Origin of the sequence: Kitasatospora sp. NPDC088548, from assembly GCF_044753005.1 — a bacterium.
In the GTDB taxonomy this organism is placed as follows: Bacteria; Actinomycetota; Actinomycetes; order Streptomycetales; family Streptomycetaceae; genus Kitasatospora.
Window position 1 is genome coordinate 355287 of the sequence record NZ_JBIVMI010000002.1, and the last position, 20847, is coordinate 376133.

General features: G+C 73.1%; 16 protein-coding genes. 9 read left to right on the forward strand and 7 right to left on the reverse strand.

What is annotated here, in order from left to right; genetic code table 11:
- Positions 1–52: 52 nt before the first annotated feature.
- The 6 genes from ACIP82_RS04565 to ACIP82_RS04590 form a co-directional block, all read right to left on the reverse strand.
- Complete coding sequence (locus tag ACIP82_RS04565) at positions 53–1072, reverse strand: LacI family DNA-binding transcriptional regulator (protein ID WP_400650783.1); 1020 nt, start codon at positions 1070–1072, stop codon at positions 53–55.
- A gap of 54 nt (positions 1073–1126) precedes the next feature.
- Complete coding sequence (locus ACIP82_RS04570; protein ID WP_400650786.1) at positions 1127–2878, reverse strand: glycoside hydrolase family 36 protein; 1752 nt, start codon at positions 2876–2878, stop codon at positions 1127–1129.
- A gap of 14 nt (positions 2879–2892) precedes the next feature.
- Positions 2893–3726, reverse strand: a complete 834-nt coding sequence (locus ACIP82_RS04575) for a carbohydrate ABC transporter permease (protein ID WP_363608432.1) — start codon at positions 3724–3726, stop codon at positions 2893–2895.
- Positions 3723–4649: a sugar ABC transporter permease gene (locus tag ACIP82_RS04580; protein WP_363608431.1), complete on the reverse strand. Its 927-nt coding sequence runs from the start codon at positions 4647–4649 to the stop codon at positions 3723–3725. The genes ACIP82_RS04575 and ACIP82_RS04580 overlap by 4 nt, the downstream gene beginning before the upstream one ends.
- Positions 4646–5983: an ABC transporter substrate-binding protein gene (locus ACIP82_RS04585; RefSeq protein ID WP_400650790.1), complete on the reverse strand. Its 1338-nt coding sequence runs from the start codon at positions 5981–5983 to the stop codon at positions 4646–4648. Before ACIP82_RS04585 ends, ACIP82_RS04580 begins: the two co-directional genes overlap by 4 nt.
- A gap of 101 nt (positions 5984–6084) precedes the next feature.
- Entirely contained in the window at positions 6085–7194 is a 1110-nt protein-coding gene (locus ACIP82_RS04590; RefSeq protein ID WP_400650793.1) for an aminotransferase class V-fold PLP-dependent enzyme, read from the reverse strand.
- 654 nt (positions 7195–7848) lie between these two features.
- On the opposite strand from ACIP82_RS04590, the gene ACIP82_RS04595 reads away from it, so the two are divergent.
- Entirely contained in the window at positions 7849–10191 is a 2343-nt protein-coding gene (locus ACIP82_RS04595) for a collagenase (protein ID WP_400650796.1), read from the forward strand.
- Between the two features lie 119 nt (positions 10192–10310).
- The gene (locus ACIP82_RS04600) at positions 10311–10466 is read left to right on the forward strand and encodes a hypothetical protein (protein WP_400650798.1); all 156 of its coding nucleotides are present in this window, start codon (positions 10311–10313) and stop codon (positions 10464–10466) included.
- Positions 10467–10476: 10 nt separating this feature from the next.
- Here the strand turns inward: ACIP82_RS04600 and ACIP82_RS04605 are convergent, their stop codons facing one another.
- The gene (locus ACIP82_RS04605) at positions 10477–11214 is read right to left on the reverse strand and encodes a GntR family transcriptional regulator (RefSeq protein WP_363608423.1); all 738 of its coding nucleotides are present in this window, start codon (positions 11212–11214) and stop codon (positions 10477–10479) included.
- 274 nt (positions 11215–11488) lie between these two features.
- Here ACIP82_RS04605 and ACIP82_RS04610 point away from each other — a divergent pair, with 274 nt between their 5' ends.
- From ACIP82_RS04610 to ACIP82_RS04640, 7 genes are all read left to right on the forward strand, one after another.
- Positions 11489–12607, forward strand: a complete 1119-nt coding sequence (locus ACIP82_RS04610; RefSeq protein WP_400650802.1) for an ABC transporter substrate-binding protein — start codon at positions 11489–11491, stop codon at positions 12605–12607.
- Positions 12608–12633: 26 nt separating this feature from the next.
- Positions 12634–14253: a sugar ABC transporter ATP-binding protein gene (locus ACIP82_RS04615; protein WP_363608419.1), complete on the forward strand. Its 1620-nt coding sequence runs from the start codon at positions 12634–12636 to the stop codon at positions 14251–14253.
- Positions 14246–15205: an ABC transporter permease gene (locus ACIP82_RS04620; protein WP_363608417.1), complete on the forward strand. Its 960-nt coding sequence runs from the start codon at positions 14246–14248 to the stop codon at positions 15203–15205. Before ACIP82_RS04615 ends, ACIP82_RS04620 begins: the two co-directional genes overlap by 8 nt.
- Positions 15202–16212: an ABC transporter permease gene (locus ACIP82_RS04625; protein ID WP_400650805.1), complete on the forward strand. Its 1011-nt coding sequence runs from the start codon at positions 15202–15204 to the stop codon at positions 16210–16212. The genes ACIP82_RS04620 and ACIP82_RS04625 overlap by 4 nt, the downstream gene beginning before the upstream one ends.
- A gap of 51 nt (positions 16213–16263) precedes the next feature.
- Positions 16264–17151: a 3-hydroxy-5-phosphonooxypentane-2,4-dione thiolase gene (gene lsrF / locus ACIP82_RS04630; RefSeq protein ID WP_363608413.1), complete on the forward strand. Its 888-nt coding sequence runs from the start codon at positions 16264–16266 to the stop codon at positions 17149–17151.
- Between the two features lie 66 nt (positions 17152–17217).
- Positions 17218–18876 carry a glycerol-3-phosphate dehydrogenase/oxidase gene (locus ACIP82_RS04635; RefSeq protein ID WP_400650809.1) on the forward strand — a complete coding sequence of 553 codons (1659 nt, stop codon included), beginning with the start codon at positions 17218–17220 and terminating at the stop codon, positions 18874–18876.
- Positions 18873–20387 carry an FGGY-family carbohydrate kinase gene (locus ACIP82_RS04640; RefSeq protein WP_363608409.1) on the forward strand — a complete coding sequence of 505 codons (1515 nt, stop codon included), beginning with the start codon at positions 18873–18875 and terminating at the stop codon, positions 20385–20387. Before ACIP82_RS04635 ends, ACIP82_RS04640 begins: the two co-directional genes overlap by 4 nt.
- Positions 20388–20847: the final 460 nt, after the last annotated feature.

Here is a 20847-nt window from a genome sequence, read left to right on the forward strand (position 1 = left end):
GCCCGGCCCACCGGCCGCAGGGCCGGGCGGCACCGCCGGCTCGGCCGGCCGGTCACCGGGAGCTGTCGCGCACGACGAGCTCGGTCGGCAGCAACAGCCCGGCCTCCGGCTGCGGTTCGCCGCGGAGCTGGGCCAGCAGCAGCCGGACCAGCGCCGAGGCGATGGCCCGCAGCGGCAGCCGGACGGACGTCAGCGCGGGATGCAGGTGCCGGCAGATCGGGGTGTCGTAGAACCCGACCACCGCGACATCACGGCCGACGACCAGGCCTTCGGCCCGGATCGCCTCGTAGACGTCCAGCGCCAGCAGGTCGCTGCCGGCCGCGACCGCCGTCGGCCGGTCCGGCCCCCGCAGCAGCGCCCTGATCTCCCCGACGGCCGCCGGCGCCACCGGCTCGGAGACCTCCAGCCCCTGCCGGACCGCCTCCGCCCGGAAGCCCTCCCGCCGCGCCGCCATCCAGGGCAGGCCCGCCGGGGGCCCGGCGAAGCCGATCCGCCGGTGGCCGCGCTCCGCCAGGTGCCGGACGACCTCCGCCATCGCCGCCCCGTTGTCGATGTCGACCCAGTGCCGCGGACCGCCCTCGCCGATCCGGCCGAAGGCCGCGAACGGGATCCCCGCCGCGGCGACGTGGCCGACCCGCGGATCGTCGTGGAGCACGTCCGCCAGGACGAGCCCGTCCACCTGCCGGGCGGCGACCACCTCGTCGATCGTCGGCCGCGGGTCCGCCGTACCGGGCGGCGGCCGGAAGAGCAGCACCCGGTACCCCTCGGCCCCGGCCGCGTCGACCAGGGCCTCCAGAAAACCCGCCATCAGCGGATTGGGGTCGAACGGGTCGTCCGTCGGCGCGAGGTAGCCGAGGGTGCGCCGGGCGCCGGTGCGCAGCGACCGGGCCGACTGGTCCGGCCGGTAGCCGAGCCGCTCGATCGCCGCAGTCACCCGCTCCAGGGTGTCCGGGCGGACCCGGTGCGGCGCGTTGAGGGCGTTGGAGACGGTCTGCCGGGACACGCCGACCGCGCGGGCGACGTCCTCGATGGTGGTGGCGCCGCCCCGCGGCCGACGTGGTCCCTGGCTCATCTGCTCTCCGCTGGCTGGATCGGGCTCATCAGTGGTGACCGGTGGACGGCGGCCTCACCCTCGGCCCGGCTCCGCCCGGCGCAGGGTCAGCAGCCCCCCGCGCGGCACGGGGACGACCGCACCGCCGGCCAGGTCGATGGTGCCCTGCCGGACCTGCCGTCCGCGAGCGTCGTGGACGACGGCCTCCGCCAGTCCCCCGCCGCCGACCAGTCGGACCTCCGGGTCCGCGTCCGCGTTCGCGACCAGGAGGGTGCGCCACGGATCCGAGCCGATCCGGACGGGCCACGGGGCGTAGCGCGCGACCGCCACGGTGTCGCCGCCGACGGCGGTCACCAGGGGGTAGCCCAGGTCGGGCCGGGCCGGGCGCAGTTCGCCGAGTTGCAGCGTCCCCAGGTGCTCGCGGAAGACGCCGAGCCAGAAGGCGATCGCCTCCCGCTGCTCCGGGGTCTGGACCGCCAGGTCCACCGAGATCTGCGGCACGGAGAACAGCACGTTGATGAGGTGGCAGGCGATCTGCTCGGGGGGTTCGGCCGGGTGCCACATGAGCATGTCGGCGTGGACCGCGATCGGGCCGGCCACCAGCCGGGTGTCGATGGTGCGCTGCCGGTTCTCGGCCGGGCTGAGCGGGCAGTCGGTGGCCCGGATCATCGTGACGTAGGGCCAGAGGCCGGGGCTGACGTACGGCTGCCGGAACTCGATCATGGCCTGCGGCCGGACGGCGGTGATCCGCCGGCGGATCTCGGCGAGGAGCAGTTCGAGGCCTTCGGCGACCGTCCCGCAGTCCGCCTCCGGGCCGGCGGCTGGTGGGTTCTCGACGCCGAACCAGTCCACGAAGTCGATCTTCAGCCCGTCCATCCCCCACTCCTCCACGGCCCGGGCGAGCCGCTCGGTGAGGTGCTCGCGCACCACCGGGTAGCGCGGGTCGGCGACGATCGCGCCCATGTGGGCGGCGTCGGCGAGCGCGTACCGGCCGAGCCGCTCCCAGGCGGCACTGTCCCGGCCGATGAACGGCAGGGCGTACCAGAGCAGGTACCGCACCCCGAGGTCGTGGACGCGCCGGACGTGGGCGGCGGTGTCGGGCAGCGAGACCGGTTCCCAGTCGCCGCAGTGGCCGTAGCCCCGGGTGCGGTCGGCGGTCATCCAGCCGTCGTCGACGATGATGCTGTCCAGCCCGAGCTCCTTGCCGAGCGCGGCCTGGGTCTCCACCGCCTCGGGGCTGATGTCCTGGTGCAGCGAGTACCAGGTCGAGTAGGCGGGCAGCCGGGCGGCCTCGGGGACGGACGCCTCGCGGTCGGCCCACCACCAGCCGGCGATGGCGGCCAGGCAGCGGGCGAAGTGCCGGCGGGAGGTGTCGATCCGGACGGTCAGCCGCCCGGTCGCCTGCACCCAGAAGCGGAACTCGCCGGTCTCCTCCAGGACTCCGGCCCCGGCCAGGACGTCGGGGCGGTCGGCGGCGAAGGCGCAGATCGCGATGTCGCCGGTGCCGACCAGGGCGGCGACCGGGGCGCCGCGCGCCAGGGTCACCCGGCGGGGGGCGCTCCAGGCGGCCGGCAGCCAGCCGGTGCCCTTGGGGTCGGGGGTCCAGAAGGCGGTCGCGTCGACGCACGGGAGGCGCCACTCGATCCGTACCTCGCCCTCGCCGTCCGCGGTGACCTCGACGACCCCCTCGTCCGTCGTGCGCGCCGTCGCGGTGCCGGTGACCAGGAGGTCCAGGCCCTCGACGGTCAGCGGCCGGGGACGGCCGGACGCGGTGGGGGCGTGCGGCTCCCAGATCTCTTCCACGGTCTCCTCCACGGTTTCCTCCACGGTTTCCTCCACGGTCAGCCTTTCGTGGCGCCGGCCAGCAGGCCGGAGATGAACTGCCGCTGGAGGACCAGGAAGAGGACCATCATCGGCAGGGTGGACAGCGCGGTCCCGGCGAGGATCGCGCCGTAGTCGGTGTTGCTCTCGTTGCCGTGGAGCGTGGCGAGGGCCACCGGCAGGGTGTGCATCTCGGGGCTGCGCAGCGCGATCAGCGGCCAGACGAACTGGTTCCACGAGCCCAGGAAGAGGAAGATCGACAGGGCGGCCAGCACCGGGCGCATGACCGGGACGACCACGCTCCACAGCACCCGGAACTCCCCCGCGCCGTCGACCCGCGCGGCGTCCAGGAGTTCGTCCGGCATCCCGCTCAGCGCCTGCCGCATCAGGAAGATCGCGAACGGCACACAGAGGCCCGGCAGGACCATGGCCTGGTAGCTGTCGAGCAGGCCGAAGGACATCATCATCTTGAACAGCGGCACCAGCATCACCTGCTCCGGCACGACCAGGGTCGACAGCAGCAGGGCGAACAGCACGGTACGGCCCCGGAACCGGAACTTGGCGAAGGCGTAGCCGGCCAGCAGCGCGACGACCAGTGCCCCCGCCGTCTGCAGCCCGGCCACGAGCAGCGAGTTGCCGACCACGCGAAGCAGGCCGATCTTGGCCTGGAGGTGGTCGAGGTTGTCGCCGAGGCTGCCGCCGGGCAGCAGTCTGGGCGGCCAGTCGAAGATGTCGCCGTCCTTCTGGGTGGCGGACACCACCAGCCAGTAGAACGGGCCGACCGAGAGCCCGGCGACACCGGCCAGGACGAGGGTCAGGGGCCAACCGCGCGGCCGCGCGGACCTGGTGCTCATTCGCGCTCTCCCATCAGGCGCGTCTGGACTGCTCCGAGCACCGATACGAGCAGCGTGAGCGCGTAGGCGATGGCGGAGGCGTAGCCGAAGTCGAAGTAGCGGAAACCGTTGACGTACAGGTACATCGAGACGGTCAGGGTGGCGTTGTCCGGTCCGCCGTGGGTCAGCACGTAGGGCTCGTCGAAGAGTTGCAGCGTGCCGATGGTCGAGAGCACCACCGTGAAGAGCAGGACGGGGCGCAGGGCCGGTACGGTGATCGACCGGAAGCGGCGCAGCGGTCCGGCGCCGTCCATCATCGCGGCCTCGTAGAGCTCCTTGGGGATGCCCTGCAGGCCGGCCAGGTAGATGACGGCGTTGTAGCCGGTGTAGTGCCAGGTCAGGACGAGGACGACGGACATCCGCGACCAGAACGGGCTGCCGAGCCAGTCGACCGTGGGCAGGCCGACGGCGTCGAGGAGCCAGTTCACCGCGCCGTGGTCGGTGTTCAGCAGGAAGGCGAACATCACACCGGTGGCGACCAGCCCGGTGACGGCCGGCATGAAGACGCCGAGCCGCCAGACGGCGCGCCAGCGGACGACGGCCGAGTTGATGCCGACGGCCAGGCCGAGGGCCAGCAGGAGCATCAGCGGGACCTGCACGACGAGGATCTCGCCGGTGTTGCGCAAGGCCGTCCAGAACAGCGGATCGTTCAGCAGCCGGCGGTAGTTGGCGAGGCCCGCGTTGTGGGTGGCGGCGCCGGAGCCGGTGGTCAGCGAGAGCAGCAGGGAGGAGATGATCGGGTAGGCCTTGAACACCGTGAAGGTGATCAGGGCCGGGGCGAGCAGCAGGTAGGGCAGGGCCCGGCGGCGGAGCACGGCCGCCCGGCGGCGGGGCGCCGCCGCCACGGCCGGGGCCGGGGCGGCGGGTCGGGCGGTGGCGGTCATGCGATCGTGCGCCCGGTCTGCTGGGCGAGTTGCTTGGCGGCGTCCTTGAGGACGGCCGCCGGGTCGGCGCCCTTGAGGAAGACCTTCACCTGCGCGTCGCCGGCGAGCTTGAGCGCGCGGGCGTAGTCGCCGGAGTAGTTGGTGGCGTCCGCGCCCTCGGCGAGCAGGTCGGCGAAGGTCTTCAGGACGGGCTGGCCGCCGTAGAAGGCGCTGGGCGCGGCGTACATCGGGTCCGTGTGGGCCGCCGTCAGGGCGGGGAAGACGCCGCCGGCGGTGAACATGGCGTTCACCGAGGCGGGCCTGGTCAGGGCGTACTCGACGAACTTCCAGGCGGCGACGCGGCGGGGGCTGGTGGCCGAGACGGCGAGGTGGGTGGAGTTCACGATGGCGGCGCGCTTGCCGCCGGCGGTGACGGCCGCGGGCCGGGCGAGGCGCCAGTTGCCGCTCTGGTCCGGGAACTTGGTCTCCAGGTAGTGCGCGGCCCAGGCTGCCAGCGGGGCGGCGGCGACCTTTCCCGCCTTCACCAGGTTGGACCAGCCGTGGTCGCCGGAGGAGTCCGCGACCAGCCCGGCCTGGTCGAGGCTCCTGATGACGGTCAGGGCCCGGACCGCCTCGGGGGAGCCCATGGTGATGGCACCCTTGAGGTCGAAGTAGAACGCGCCCTGGAGCTGCATCAGCGCCTGCAGGAAGTTGGGGTCGGCGTCGGGGGTGCCCGGCTTGTTGAGGCCGATCAGGGCGACACCCGGGTTGGCCGCCTTGAAGGGGCCGGCGGCGGCGATCACGTCGTCCCAGGTCCGGAAGGACTCCGGGTCGAGGCCGGCCTTGTCGAACAGGTCCTTGCGGTAGAAGAAGCCGAACGGGTTGACCTCCCACGGCAGCGCGTAGGCGTGCCCGTCCTTGCCGCTGACCACCGGCCAGAGCCCCTGGGCGAACGCTTCCTTGTGCGCGTCGGCGCCGAGGGCCGAGAGGTCGGCCAGGCCGCCGGGGAACTTCTCCAGGTAGCCCGGCAGGTAGTCGCAGCCGATGTGGAGCACGTCGCCGAGGCCCTGGCCGCCGGCCGCCAGACCGACGGTGATCTTGTCCCAGATCGCCGGCTCGCCGATGTCCTGGACGTCGACCTTGATGCCCGGGTTGTCCTTCTCGAAGGCCGGGACGACGGCGCGCAACGCCTCGGCCGCCGAGGTCCAGGACCAGACGGTGACGGTGCCGGTGGCCGCGTCCCCGCCCGGGGCCGAGCCGGAGCCGGAGCAGGCGGAGAGCGCGGGGAGTGCCGTCAGGCCGAGCAGGCCGGCTCCGGAGGCGCGCAGCAGGGCGCGACGGGAAAGGTGTGACATTGCATTCCTCTCGAAAATGTGGTGGCGTCACCTGTGGGCACCCGGCCGGGATTTGGCCGACCGGGTGGCGGACGCTCCCGGCGGGCCGGGGTCCGGAGTGGTCAGGAGGCCCGCAGGGCGTGCAGCGCCCCGGCCAGCCGGGCGGCCGCCTCCGGCCCGCTGGAGGCGTGCGGCGACAGCCGGATCCAGCCGCCGCGCAGCGTGGTGGCGAGCCCGGCGCCGGTCAGTGCGTGATGGACCGCGGCCGGATCGGCTCCGGGCAGCCGGAACCGGGCGATCCCGCTGCCCGTACCGCCGGCCGTTTCGGCACCGGCCGACCGGGCAGCGTCGAGCAGGCCGTCGAGCGCCTCGCCGATCAGGGCGTTGATCCGCTCGACGCCGGTCTCCCGGACCAGCGCGAGTGCCGCGCCGAGCGCGGCGACGGCCGGGCCGTCCGGGTTGGTGAGCGTGTGCGCGACGGCGCCGGGCCGGGCCGGGCGCGGGTGGTCGTCGCGGTCGATCGGGTCGACCACGCCCGACCAGCCGCCGAGCCCGGGCCGGAGCAGGCCGGCCACCCGGTCGCGCACCAGGAGGAGCGCCGCCCCCCACCCCGCGCGCAGCCACTTCTGGCCGCCGGAGGCGAGGATGTCCGCGGCGTCGGCGGCGATCCCGACCGCGCCGAGGGCCTGGACGGCGTCGACGACCAGGACGCGCCGCGGGCCGATCAGCTCCTTGAGGGCGGCCAGCGGCGCCCGGTGGCCGGTCGCGGCGTCCACCGCGCAGACCGAGACCGCCCGCACCCGGTCGTCCAGGTGGGCCCGGACGGCGTCCGCCGTGACCGGCCCGTCGATCAGACGGACCGTCAGGCCTCCGCTCCCCTCGGCGCGCAGCCAGGGGTAGACCGCGCCGGGGAAGTCCGACCGGCCGACCAGCACCGTACCGGGGCCCCGCAGCGCGTGGGCCGCCGCGAACATGCCGTGCGAGGTCGAGCTGACGAAGGCGATCTCGTGCGCCGCGCAGCCGAGCAGGTCCGCGGCGGCCCGGGCCGCCTCCTCCCCCGCCGCGTCGAGACCGGCCAGCGCCTCCCAGCCCTGGCCGTGGATCGCGGTGGCGGCCCGGCCGAGGACGTCGCGCACCCGGGCCGACACCGGCCCGAAGCGCGCGAAGTCGAGGTAGCCGACGGGCTCGTCGAACTGCCGGAGGTACTCCGCCGCCCCAGCGATCGCGCCCATGTCGCGCTCCTTCGATTTGAACGTTCAAAAACACATAACAGACCAGATACAAACAGAATTAAACGAGCGGGTCACAGCAAACGCCGCACCCCGGACCGCGTCAAGGCCTCCGTGCGACGCCGCGCCACTTCGAAACCCTTCCGTGACCTTCCACGGCACCCCTCCCGCCGGGGGTCGACACGGCCGGGATCCGCTCGGACACGGATGAATAACGGGGCTGCACCCTCTTGTCGAGTGCCATGTCACATTACTATGTTATGCAGGGCGGCCACCCGGCCGCCGCCCTCACCCAGTGACCCGACCGGGTCGCCGGGAATCTCCTCGCTGCCCTCAACAGCGGTGATTCTCCTGGCACTCGACTCTCGACCCGGCCGGTCCTGACCGCATCTCACCCACCTCGGCCGCGCCAGGGCGTGAGGTCCACGACACGGACCCCACGCCCTCCCCCGCAGCCCCACCGAACCCCCGTACGGGGCCGCCGATCCGATCCGCTTCCGCGGCGGCCCCGTACGGGTCCGGCTCCACGCCGACATCGCTGTATCCCGATACCGGCACCACCCCAAGTCCCGGTATCAGGGGCGCCCGCCGCCTCCCTCCTCCCCCGGCGAGCACCCCCGCACCACCCCCCACACGTACCCCCATCGAGGAGATCCGGTGCCCTCAACCGCATCCGTGCGCAACACCCTGCTCTCAGCCGCCCTGGCCACCGCCCTCGCCGTGCCGCTGCTGCACAGCGCCCAGGCCGTCGCCGGCCCCCTTGGGGCAGCCACCACCCAGGCGGCCTCCGCCACCGCGCGGCCGACCGCCGGCGACCAGGTGGCGCACCAGGGCGCTCCGGGCGCCGCCGTCCGGTCCGGCCCGCAGGGCTTCCCCGGCACCGCTGCGCTCCAGCCGACCACCGGCGGCCCCCAGCCCGGCGAACCGGCCACCGCTCCGCCGGCCGCCGCCCGCGGCGTCGCCGCGCGGCAGGCCGCCTGCACCCCCGAGGAGTTCACGGCGCTCGGCCCGAGCGCGCTGGCCGACTTCCTCGCCGACCGCGGCCACACCTACGAGGCCTGCCTGCGGCCGCTGCTGCTCACCTGGAACCCCCAGCTCGCCAAGGTGATGACCCCCGCCCACGTGCAGGCCGTCGCCGACCGGATCAGCACCCTGGCGCCCTCCTTCGACAGCGCCAACAACCTGAACCAGCAGGAACTCTGGTACTACCTGCACAGCGTCGCCTACTTCGACTTCAGCCACTCCGAGATCGACGGCGGCGACGCCGTCACCGTGGCCGCCGTCGACCGCGCCATCGCCGCCTACACCGCCAACCCGCGGGTGTTCGAGCCGACCACCACCAACGGCAACACCCTGGGCGAGCTGTTCCAGGCCGGCTCCACCCCGCAGTTGCGGCAGGCCCGGATCCCGCTGATCAAGCAGGTCCTGCGGATGTTCGCGCCCGGCGGCAGGGCGATCGGCGACAGCGGCTGGAACTGGGCCGCCCTCGGCGCCCTCCAGATCAACTTCCAGGGCATCTCCAATGTCGCGGACGACCCGCAGGGCCTCTTCCGCGCCGCCGTCGCCGCCGACGCCGACTACCGCGAGACCTTCCGGGTCTTCGCCGGCTACGCCCACCTCAGGGGCACCGCCAGCGAGTGGGCCGCCGCCGACGCCATGCTGGAGTACGGGCGCTTCGCCCAGATCGGCGCCCTCAAGCCCGAGCTGACCAGCCGGATCGGCCCCGAACTGGAGCTCGCCGCCGCGACCTTCGGCCGGATGAGCAGGCCCTGGGCCAACCTCGTCGGCCCGGTCAACGACCTCGGTCTCTGCGCCCAGTACGGCGTCTGCCGCGCCGACATCGAGAAGCAGCTCTTCCCCAACACCTACACGTACGACAACGGCACCCTGATCGTACGCACCGCCCTCGACCGGGCCACCGCCGACCAGCTCTACTACGCCACCAAGCAGGTCAAGGCGCAGTTCTTCCGCGTCATCGGCACCGACCAGCCGCTCGCGGACGACACCCACCCGGCGCTCACCGTCCAGCTCTACGACACCAAGACCAACTACCAGTCCTTCCAGAGCCTGCTGTTCGGCATCGGCGACGTCAACAACGGCGGCATGTTCATGGAGGAGCAGTCCACCTTCTACACCTACCAGCGCACCACCGCCGAGTCGTACTTCAGCCTCGAAGAGCTGTTCCGGCACGAGTACACGCACTACCTCAACGCCCGCTGGGCGATCCCCGAGTCCGGCTACACCACCCGCTGGCCCGGCGACGCCACCTTCGCGATGAACGAGGGCACCGCCGAGTACTTCGCCGGCGCCACCCGCGACGACGGCGTCAAGGCCCGCAAGTACATGGTCCGCCAGGTCGGCTGGGACGACCAGGCCGGCACCCCCCGCCTGACCGTCGACCAGATCCTGCACGCCACCTGGGCGGGCGAGGGCTTCCGCGCCTACCCCTACGCCGCGACCTTCTTCAACCTCCTCGGCGAGCGGCACCCCGACCAGCTCGCCGAGATGTACCGCCTGCTGCGTGCCGACGACCGCACCGGCTACGACGCCTGGCGGGACCGCCTCGGCCGGGACGCCGCCCTCCAGCGCGACTACACCGCCTACCTCGACGCCGAGGTGCCGCTCGCCGACGAGCTGTTCGTCCCCGACACCACCTACACCCCCAACGGCCGGCTCGCCTCCGCCCTGGCCCCCGAGGTGCAGGCGGCGTTCGCCAAGGCGACCGAGAACGCCCCCGTCTGCAAGGACAACGGCGACTGGGACAACAAGATGCGCTTCACCTGCACCGGGCGCATCACCGCCAACCTCGGCAACCCTGCCGACAGCGGCCGGGTCCGCAAGGACATGGCCGACACCGTCGACCACTTCCTCCTCGGCCGCGGCGGCGCCGCGAGCAACAACATGGCCGACATGAACTGCTGGTTCGGCAAGGTCGACGTCTGGCCCGCCGGCCAGGCCGGCAGCGCCGACTACACCTGCGAGGGCCCGCTGCGCCGCTAGCCGCCGGGGCCTGTCGTCGAACCCACGCCGTCCGCCCTCCGGGCGGGCGGCGTGGCGGCGTTGCCCCAACACCACTACGCAGGCGGGAGTTTGACGACCGTCCCCAGGACCGTACCCGGTTGCGGTCAAAGGGCGGCCTGGGCGGGATCGCCCGGCCGTACGCCGACGAGACCCCCGGCGGGATACCCGCCTCCCCCGCGGGCAGGTGCGAACTGCCCGGCCCGGCCCTGGACATCGACGCCACCCTCGTCATATCCCCTGGGGCCGCCGAATAGTGACTGCCCGTCAGCGGATGCCGACGTAGAAGCGGGTCTGGTCGCTGCGGTGGAGGGCGTAGTAGGCCTCGAAGCGGGTCCGGTCGGGCAGCCAGGACACGGATTCGATGCCGAGCAGCGGTGTGGAGGTGGAGACCTCCAGGACGGCCGCGTCCTGCTCGTTGGGGAAGACGGCCTCGATCCAGCGGTCGGCCCCGTCGGGTTCGATGCCGTAGCGACGGCGCAGCACGTCGTAGAGCGACTGGTTCTCCAGGACGGCCTTCTCCAGGCCGGGGACCAGGCGGGCGGGCAGGGTGGTGTCGACCAGGAGCCAGGGCTGGCCGTCCACCCGCCGGAGCCGGCGCGTCCTCACCACCTGTTCGCCGATGGGGATGCGCAGCAGTGCGGCCTCGCGTTCGTCGGCCTCGGCCAGTTCCTGGTGGATGGTCTGGGTGGTGACGCGGCGTCCGGACTCGCGCAGGTCGTCGGCGGAGCCGGAGACGGAGCCGACGAACCGCAGCTCGGTCTTGCGCGGGGCGACGAATGCGCCGCGCCCTTTGACCTTGTAGATCAGCCGCTGCTGGACGAGTTCGCCCAGCGCCTCGCGGACCACGGTGCGGGAGACGCCGTAGAGGTCCGTCAGCTCCGCCTCGGAGGGCAGGGGTTGGTCGGGTGCCAGGCGGCCGGCCTCGATCTGGGCGCGTAGCGCCGTCATCAGCTGCATCCAGAGCGGCTCGCTGGAATCGCGGTTCAACCGCTGATGCGCCATGGTCTGACCATCCCCCTCGGTGGCGGTACGACTGTGTCCTCAAATCATGCCACGGCATCGATGCTGTCATGACAGGTAGGGAACAAGAGATCCCCCAGCGGGGAGATTTTCCGCCACTGCGGCCACAAGTGTGACCTACAACACATTAGCTCCCACCCTCTGGCCAACCTGTCATTACAGGCCTGTAATGACTACTCACTGCGTCGGAACCGGGCACTGACCCCCACCGCCGCCCCACCCCCACCCTCAGCGGTCCTGCTTCCCAGGAGGCACCATGCGCATCCCCTCGACCTCCCCGCGCCGTCGTGCCGCAGCCGCGGCCTCGCTCGCCACCGCCGTCGCGCTCCTGGCCACGGCCTGCGGCTCCGGCTCCGGCTCGGCCGGCGGCGACGCCGGAACATCCGCCAAGAGACCGGGCAAGCCGTTCATCGCCCTGAGCAACGGCTTCATCGGCAACGGCTGGCGGCAGACCATGGTCGCCTCGTTCGAGACCGCCGCCAAGCAGGCCCAGGCGGACGGGCTGATCGGCAAGTACCAGACCGTCAACGCGCCCGGCGACAACTCGGCGACGGAACAGATCGCCCAGATCAAGAGCCTGCTGCTGCAGAAGCCCGACGCGCTGCTGATCGACCCGGCCTCGCCCACCGCGCTGAAGCCCGTCATCCAGCAGGCCTGCACCGCCGGCGTCAAGGTGGTCGTCTTCGACTCCGCGATCGACGCCCCGTGCGCCCATGTGATCCAGAACAGCTTCACCGACTGGGCCACCGACGCGGCCAAGCCCCTCCTCGACGGCATCGGCGGCAAGGGCAACGTCATCGTCAGCCGCGGTGTGGTGGGCTCCCAGCCCGAGGCCGAGATGCACAAGGCCACCGAGGAGATCCTCGCCAAGTACCCGGACGTCAAGACCGCCGCGACCGTGAACGGCATGTGCGACGGCGCGACCGCGCAGAAGGCCGTGCTCGGCGTGCTCTCCAGCGTGCCCACGGTGGACGGCGTCATCGGCTGCGGCGACGGCTACGGCGTGGCCCAGGCCTTCACCACGGCCGGCAAGCCCGTCCCGGCGGTCACCTTCGAGACCAACGGCCGCGCGCTCAACTACTGGAAGGACACCAAGCTCGACAACGGCTCGGTCGCCGTCATGTCCGACCCGGGCCAGTCGGTGGCCGCCCTGTGGGCGGCACTGGACCTGCTGGACGGCAAGAACGTCCCGCAGCACATGACCCTGCCGATCGTCCTGGTGGAGCAGAAGGACCGCGACGCCTGGGCCGCCGTGCTCAAGCCCGACCAGTACGCGGCCTGGCCGTGGACCCGCGAGCTGTTCCAGAAGCAGGTGGAGGCCTCGAAGAGCGGCGGCGCCCCGGTGCAGCCCCCGGTCCCGACGACCGCCGGCTGACCGGACGACCACACCAGGAGCGAGGCATGCACGTCGACAAGCTGCCGGCGGGACCATCCGCCGTCCCGCCGGGGAAGAACCAGGACCCCCGCGCCGTGACCGTGGTCGCCGCACGCGGCGTCACCAAGAGCTACGGTCCCACCCGCGCGCTCAACGGGGTGGACCTCGCGGTCCACGCCGGCGAGGTGCTCGGCCTGGTCGGCCACAACGGCGCCGGCAAGAGCACCCTCATGCGGGTTCTCGCCGGTCTGGAGGGCTGCGACCAGGGCACGGTCACCGTCCTGGACCGACAGGTCCCCGGCGGAACCCGGCCCCGCGAACAGGACTTCCGCACCGTCCGGATGGCGTACCAGGAGACCTCGCTCTGCCCCGACCTCACCGTGGCGGAGAACATCTGGCTCTCCTCGCGCCACTGCCTGCCCCGGACCCGCCCGCGGCGGGCCGCCGCCGAGGCGGTGCGGCAGCGGCTGGACGAGATGTTCCCCGGCCACGGCGTGTCACCCCGCGACCGGGTCGAGGACCTCACGCTCGCCCAGCGGCAGATGGTCGAGATCACGCGGGCCGGCCTGGCCCATCCGCTGAACCTGCTGATCCTCGACGAGCCGACCGAGTCGCTCGGCCCGGACGCCGCGCAGTCGCTGTACGCGTACGTCCGCACCCTCACCGCCCGCGGCACCGCCGTCCTGCTCATCTCGCACCGCATCCGCGAGGTGCTGTCGGTGGCCGACCGGGTCGCGGTGCTGCGCGACGGCGCCGTCGCCGAGGACCGCCCGGCGGCCGGACTCCGCGAGGACGACGTGCTGGCCCTCATGGGCGCCGACGTGGCACCCCGCGGCGCGGCCCGGGGGACGGGCCCGGCCACCGGGGCGGCGCCCGCGGCCGACGGCCCCGTGGTGGCCCAACTGCGCGACGCCACCGGACCCGGCCTGCACGGCGTCAGCCTGCGCGTCGCCAAGGGCGAAGTGGTGGGCCTGGCCGGGCTGGCCGGGCAGGGCCAGCAACAGGTACTCGAACGCCTCTGGCACCCGGTACGCCGCGACACCAAGGTGCACGGCACCCGGGCGTTCGTCCCGGGCGACCGGCAGCGCTCCGGCGTCCTGCCGCTGTGGACCGTCGCGGACAACCTCATCGTCTCGGGCATGCGCTCCCTCGCCCGGTACGGGCTCCGCCGGACCGCCGAGGAACGCGCCGTCGTCCAGGACTGGGTCGGGAAGCTGTCGATCCGGGGCGGCGCCGACGCCGCGATGACCGCGCTGAGCGGCGGCAACCAGCAGAAGGTGATCGTCGCCCGCGCCTTCGCCTCCTCGGCCGACCTGGTGCTGCTGGACGACCCCTTCCGGGGCGTCGACGTGCACACCAAGACCGACCTGTACAGCCTGATCCGAACCGAGGCGGCCCAGGGGCGCAGCGTCGTCTGGTACTCCAGCGAGAACGCCGAGATGGCGCACTGCGACCGGGTCTACGTCTTCCGGGCCGGCCGGGTCGTCGCCGAACTGGCCGGGGCCGAGATATCCGAAGAACGGATCATCGCCGTCTCCTTCGACGAGTCCGCCCCCCACCCGGCGCCCGAGCCGCCGCCCGCCCCCCACCCGACGGCCGCCCCTCAGGCGGCCGGGAGCCCAGCCGGAGCACACCGCCATGACTGATGTCCTCACGTCGGCCCTGCCGACCAGAGCCGGGCTGCACAGAGCCGCACCGGCCGCGGTCAGCGCCATCGCCCTGGCCGCCATGATCGGGGTCTGCGCCTCCCTCCAGTCCGGGGTGCTGACCGTCCCGGGGCTCACGCTGGTGCTGTCCGCGACCGTGCCCCTGGTCTTCGCGGCCCAGGCCCAGATGATGCTGATGTCGGTCGGCGACATCGACCTCGGGATCGGCTCCTTCGTCGGCCTGGTCACCGTCGTCGCCGCCACCCGGCTGGTCACCTCTCCCCTGGTCGGAGCGCTGATGCTGCTGGCGCTGGTGGCCGGGTACGCCGTGCTGGGCGCGCTCATCCACCTGCGCCGGGTGCCCTCGCTGATCGCCACGCTCGGCGCCTCGTTCATCTGGCTGGGCCTGGGGCTGTTCCTGCTGCCCACCCCGGGCGGGACCACCCCCGAGTGGCTGGCGCGGTTCGGCGCCTGGCAGCCGAGCGGGTTCCCCGCACCGCTGCTGCCGATCATCGCGGTCGCCGCGCTGACGTACCTGCTGACCGGGCGCAGCTCGGTGGGCGTGCGCATCCGCGCCCTGGGCAGCAACACCACCGCGCTGGAGCGCGCCGGGCTGAGCCCGCTGACCTCCCGGGTGGCCGTCTACGCCGTGGCGGGCGTCCTCGGGGTGCTGTCCGGGCTGCTGCTGGCCTCGCAGACCGGCGGCGGCGATGTCTCGTCGGCCTCCAGCTACACCCTGGTCACCGTGGCCGCGGTGATCCTCGGCGGCGGAAGCTTCCGCGGTGGGAGCGCCGTGCCGTGGGGCGTGGCCATCGGTGGCGTCACCCTCGGCCTGGTCAGCGTCACGCTCAGCCTGCTCAACGTGCCGTCCAACATGCAGTCGGCCGTCCAGGGCGGCATCGTGCTGGCCGTCCTCGCCGGCCGGGCCGTGATCGGGAGGGTGCTGCGATGAACCTCCGTGCGCTCTTCACCCGCCCCTGGATCTGGGGATTCCTCGCGGCCCTGCTGGTCTGGCTGGTCATCCTGGCGGTCTCCGGCCAGGGCGGCGGCCAGACGGTCTCCCTCGCGCTGTCGCTGGCGCCGTACCTCGTCCTCGTCGGCGTCGGTCAGATGCTCGTGGTCACCGCCGGGCCGGGCAACATCGACGTGTCGGTGGGGCCGGTCATCTCGCTGGCCGGGTTCGTCTCCGTCGCGGCCGCCTCCACCACCGGCTCGGTGACGCTCGGCATCCTCGCCGGGATCGCGGCGGGCCTCGCGGTGGCCACCGTCAGTGCGACGGGGATCCTCGGCCTCTCGATGCCGCCGATCATCGCCACCCTGGCCACCGGCCTGATGGCCTCGTCCTGCACGCTGGTCATGGCCGAAGGCTTCACCGCGGTACCCGACTCAGGGCTGCGCCGGCTGCTCAACCTGCGCCCGGCGGGCGTGCCGCTGACGGCCGTCGCCGTCGCGGTGCTGACCGTGCTGATCGTGCTGCTGCTGCGCGGAACCACGTACGGCCGGTCGCTGACCGCGATCGGCCAGAGCGCCCGCGCCGCCGAGCGGGCCGGTATCCCCGTCACCCGGGTGCTCGCCGCGACCTACCTGGCCAGCGGCGCGCTGGCCGGGCTCGCCGGAGCCCTGCTGGCCACCTACATCGCGCCCGCCCCCGACCTGGGGACCCGCTACCTGCTGGACTCGATCGCGGTCGTGGTCATCGGCGGGACGCTCATCTCCGGCGGCCGGGCGGTGCCGGTCGGCATCTGGGGCGGCGCACTGTTCTTCATCCTGCTGGACGGCCTGGTCAACCTGGTCGGCTGGAGCACCGCCGCGCAGAACCTGCTCAAGGGCTCCCTCGTCCTCTTCGTCCTCTTCCTGGCGGGCGGGGGAGGCCGCACCGGCCGCACCCCCCTTCGCCGCACCGGGCACCGACCACCCGTCCCGGGCGCGTCCGCCACCCCGACCAACCCCGACAACTGACCTCCGACAACTGACCCCCGACAACCCAGACACGTACAGGAGTACACACCCATGGCTGACACCGACGCCTTGATCGAGGCCCGCGACTTCGGCGGGGCCCAGGCCGCCGCGGGCACCTTCCACGTCAAGGGCGCCCACGCCCAGGACTGGGGCCTGCAGAACCGGCTCTCCCGGATCTTCCGCCGGGACACCGGCCGCACGGTGATGCTCGCGTTCGACCACGGCTACTTCCTCGGCCCGATGGCCGGCCTGGAACGCCTGGACACCAACATCGCCCCGCTCGTCCCCGACGCGGACGCGATCATGATGACCCGGGGTGCGCTGCGCACCAGCATCCCCTCGCACAGTGAGGCAGGGATCGTGCTGCGCGCCAGCGGCGGCCCGAGCGTGCTGCGTGACCTCTCGGACGAGCACATCGCCCTGGACATGGAGGACGCGGTCCGGCTGAACGCCGCCGCCGTGGCCACCCAGGTCTTCATCGGCGCCGAGCACGAGTCGCGCTCGGTGCGCAACCTGGCCGCCCTGGTGGACGCCGGTCAGCGGCACGGCATCGCCGTCCTCGGCGTCACCGCGGTCGGCAAGGACATGGTCCGCGACGCCCGCTACTTCCGGCTGGCCACCCGGATCAGCGCCGAGATGGGCGCGCACGTCGTCAAGACCTACTACGTGGAGCAGGGCTTCGAGACGGTCACCGCGGCCTGCCCGGTGCCGATCATCGTGGCGGGCGGCAAGAAGCTGCCCGAGCTGGACGCCCTGACCATGGCCTACCGCTCCGTCCAGGAGGGCGCGGCCGGTGTGGACATGGGCCGCAACATCTTCCAGAGCGAGCACCCGGCCGCCATGCTCGCGGCCGTCCGGGCCGTCGTGCACGACGAGGTCAAGCCCGAAGAGGCGTACGAGCTGTTCCGGGAACAGTCCGCCGGCTCCGCCTCCGCCTGACCCTGCACGGGTGCCGGTCCCGGTGCGAACCACCGGGACCGGCACCCCTCACCTCCGGGAGCTCCCATGTCGCACCATCCCTCCAACGGCGAGGACATCGTCGACCTCGCCGTCGTCGGAGCCGGGATCAACGGGCTGGCCATCGCCCGCGACGCTACGGCCCGCGGCCTGCGCGTCGTCGTGGTCGACCGCGCCGATGTCGGCTCCGGCACCACCAGCACGTCCAGCCGGCTCATCCACGGCGGCCTGAAGTACCTCGAACGCTACGACTTCACCCTGGTCCACGAGTCCATCCGGGAACGCCACCTGCTGTTCCGCAGCGCCCCGCACCTGGTCCGCGACTACCCCATGCTCATCCCCTTCTACGCCGGCAACAGCAGGCCCGGGATCCTGATCCGGCTCGGCCTCGCCGTGTTCGACGCCCTGGCGGCGCGCCGGGGGCGCGGCCTCAGCCGCACCGTGACCAACCACCGGGTGGCCCAGCGCTGGCCGCACCTGTCCAGAAAGGGCCTGCGGGGTGCGGCGCTCTTCCACGACGCGCAGGTCCCGTGGGCGGAGCGGCTCTGCGTCGAACTGTTCCTGGACGCCCGCCACCTCGGCGCCCGGGTCCTGACCTACACCACCGTCACCGGGCTCATCCGGGACGGCGCGCGCGTGACCGGCCTGCGGACCCGCGACAACCGGACCGGCGAGGAACAGGAGATCCGGGCCCGCCTCACCGTGAACGCCGCCGGCCCGTGGATCGACCACGTCCTCGAAGGGCAGATCGCCTCCAAGCGGCTCAACGGCGGCACCAAGGGCAGCCATGTCATCGTGGACCCCTTCCCGGGGGCCCCGAAGACCTGCATCTTCTTCGAAGCCGCGGCCGACCAGCGGCCGATCTTCGTCCTTCCCTGGGAAGGCCGCTACATGCTGGGCAGCACCGACCTCACCTACGAGGGCGACCTGGACGAGGTCGTGGCCAGCGAGGCGGAGATCGACTACCTGCTCGACGAGACCAACCGGATCTTCCCCGGCGCCGGGCTCACCCCCGACGACGTGCTCTACAGCGTGTCCGGCATCCGCCCCCTGCCCTACGCCGCCGACGTCACCGACAACGCCAAGATCAGCCGCGGCCACACGGTACTGGACCACGCCCCGGCCCACCCCGGCCTGCTCACCGTCATCGGAGGCAAACTCACCACCCACCGCGCGCTCGCCGAGGACGTCACCGACAAGGCGCTCAAGGTCATGGGACGCGCCCCACGGCGCTGCACCACCCGCACCCGCCCGTTCCCCGGCGCGGACACCGCGCAGTGGGAGGCGTTCCGCGAGGACTTCCTCAGCTCCCCGGTACTCACCCCGGCCCAGCGACGCCGGCTGCTCGACGTCTACGGCGTACGGGCCCGACGGGTGCTGGCGCTCGCCGAGGCCGACCCCGGGCTGCTGGAGGTCGTCGACGAGGAATCGGGGGCGATCGCCGCCGAGGTGGCCGTCGCGGTCGTCGACGAGGGAGCCGTCACCCTGGGGGACATCATGCTGCGGCGTACCCTCGTCGGCCTGGGCGGCGACATGGGCCGCGCCGCGGCCGCCCGCTGCGCCGGGATCGCCGCGCGGTACCTGGGCTGGGACGACGAACGGATCGCCGCGGAGATCGCGGCCTATGACACGGAGCTGCGGCGCTTCCGTCCCCGGGGCCTGAAGACCCCGGCGACCGCCGCGACCGGCGACAGGAGACCACAGTGACCACCTGCTACATCGGTGTCGACGTCGGGCTGACCGCGACGAAGGCCGCCGCCTTCGACGCACAGGGCCGTGAGCTGTACGTCGTCACCGCCCGGACACCGCGCACCTGCGTCACCGCGCACCGCCACGACGTGGACATGGTCCTGCTGGCCGACACGGTGCTGTCGCTGCTGGCCGAGCTGAACGCGAAGCTGACGGCCGACGGCTGGACCCCGGCCGGCCTCGGCGTCGCGGCGCACGGCAACGGCCTCTACCCGGTCGACGCCGAGCTGCGGCCGGTGGGCCCCGCCATCGCCTCCTCCGACACCCGGGCGCAGCGGATCGTGGACGCGATCTCCCCCGAGGCGGCCGCCCGGCTCGCCGCGGAGACCGGTTCCATCCCGTGGGCGGCCCAGCCCGCGGTGCTGCTGCGGTGGCTGCGCGACCACGAGCCACAGGCCTACCGGGCCACCCGATGGGCGCTGTCCTGCAAGGACTGGGTGACCTCCCAGCTCACCGGGGTCGCCAGCGCCGACTACAGCGACGCCAGCGCCTTCGGCATGGTCGTCCTGGACACCCGCCGGTACACCACCACCGCGCTGGACCTGGTCGGCCTGCCGGCCGCGGACCTGGACCGCTTCCCCGCGCTGCGGCCCTCCGGTGAGGTGGTCGCCGGGCTGACCGCGCGGGCAGCGGCCCGCACGGGCCTGGCCGAGGGGCTGCCGGTCATCGCGGGCGCCATGGACTGCGTGGCGGCCACCCTGGGCACGGGAGGCCACGAACTGGGCGACGTCACGGTCATCGTGGGCACCTGGGCGATCAACGGCGCGGTGGTGCCGGCCCGGACCCCGGCGCCCAAGGTCACCCTCAGTGCCCTGCTGCCGGACCCCAGCCGGATGCTCGCGATGGAGGTGGCCCCGACCTCGGCCGCCAACCTGGAGTGGCTGGCCGCCGCCGCGGTGCCGCACGACCGGGCCGACCGGGTGCCGCCGACGGAACTGCTGCGAGAGGCGGCCGGGGTCCGGCCGGGCGCGGACGGCCTGCTGTTCCTGCCCTTCGTGAACGGCGCGCCCGAGCATCCCGCCGCGTCCGGGACCTTCCTGGGCATCTCCGGTGTGCACCGGCGCGGCCACCTGACCCGCGCGGTCATCGAGGGCGTCGCCCAGTACCACCGCGTACAGCTCGACCGGCTCGTGGCCAGCGGGGCGGACGTGGCCGACCGCCCCTGGCGGATCGCGGGCGGAGGCGCCCGCTCCGAGGTCTGGGCGCAGATCTTCGCCGACGTGCTGGGCCGCCCCGTCCGACGCCAGCTCACCAGCGAGCTGGGGGCACGGGGAGTGGCCTCCCTGCTGCCTGCCGCGCTCTCCCACGGGCTCCAGCCGTGGTCGGTGGGCGACGCGGACGACCTCTGCGTGCGCCCCGGTCCCGACCGTGCCGCCTACCTGCGCCAGGCCGAGGTCTTCGACCGGTGCCTGGCGTCCCTGCCGGTCACCTGGCAGAACGTCGACCAGTACCGGACCGCGACCGCGTAGCCCCTCCGCGCCCACCCCCGGGGACGCCGTCCGGCACCGCCACGCCGTCACCTCCTTCGTGGTGGTCCTGGAACGGGGCTCCTGGCCTCCGGGCCCGGCATGACTGTTGCCCCTGCCGATCGGACGACCCGGGGGTGGTGTCAACCGGGCCCGGAACACCGCCTGACCGCTGATGAGAGGCCTGAGCAGCCGCGCAAGGTGGACCTGCGGATCGGGGCCGGGCCCGAAGCCCTGTTCCAGGCTCTCCTGGCAGTCGGCGGCCTGCCCGGGCGTCGGCTGCCAGGTGTCAGGGGCGAATCCGAGCGTCAGGGTGCCGCCGAGGACGGGCAGTCTCCGGCATCCGGTCACGGAGCCTCCGCAAGAACCCGTTTGGCGAACCTCGGTGACCATTGCTAGCTTTGCCGGAGGCCGTGCGAGAGAACAAGGAGGTGGTACCCGTGACCGTATCGACATGGGTGCT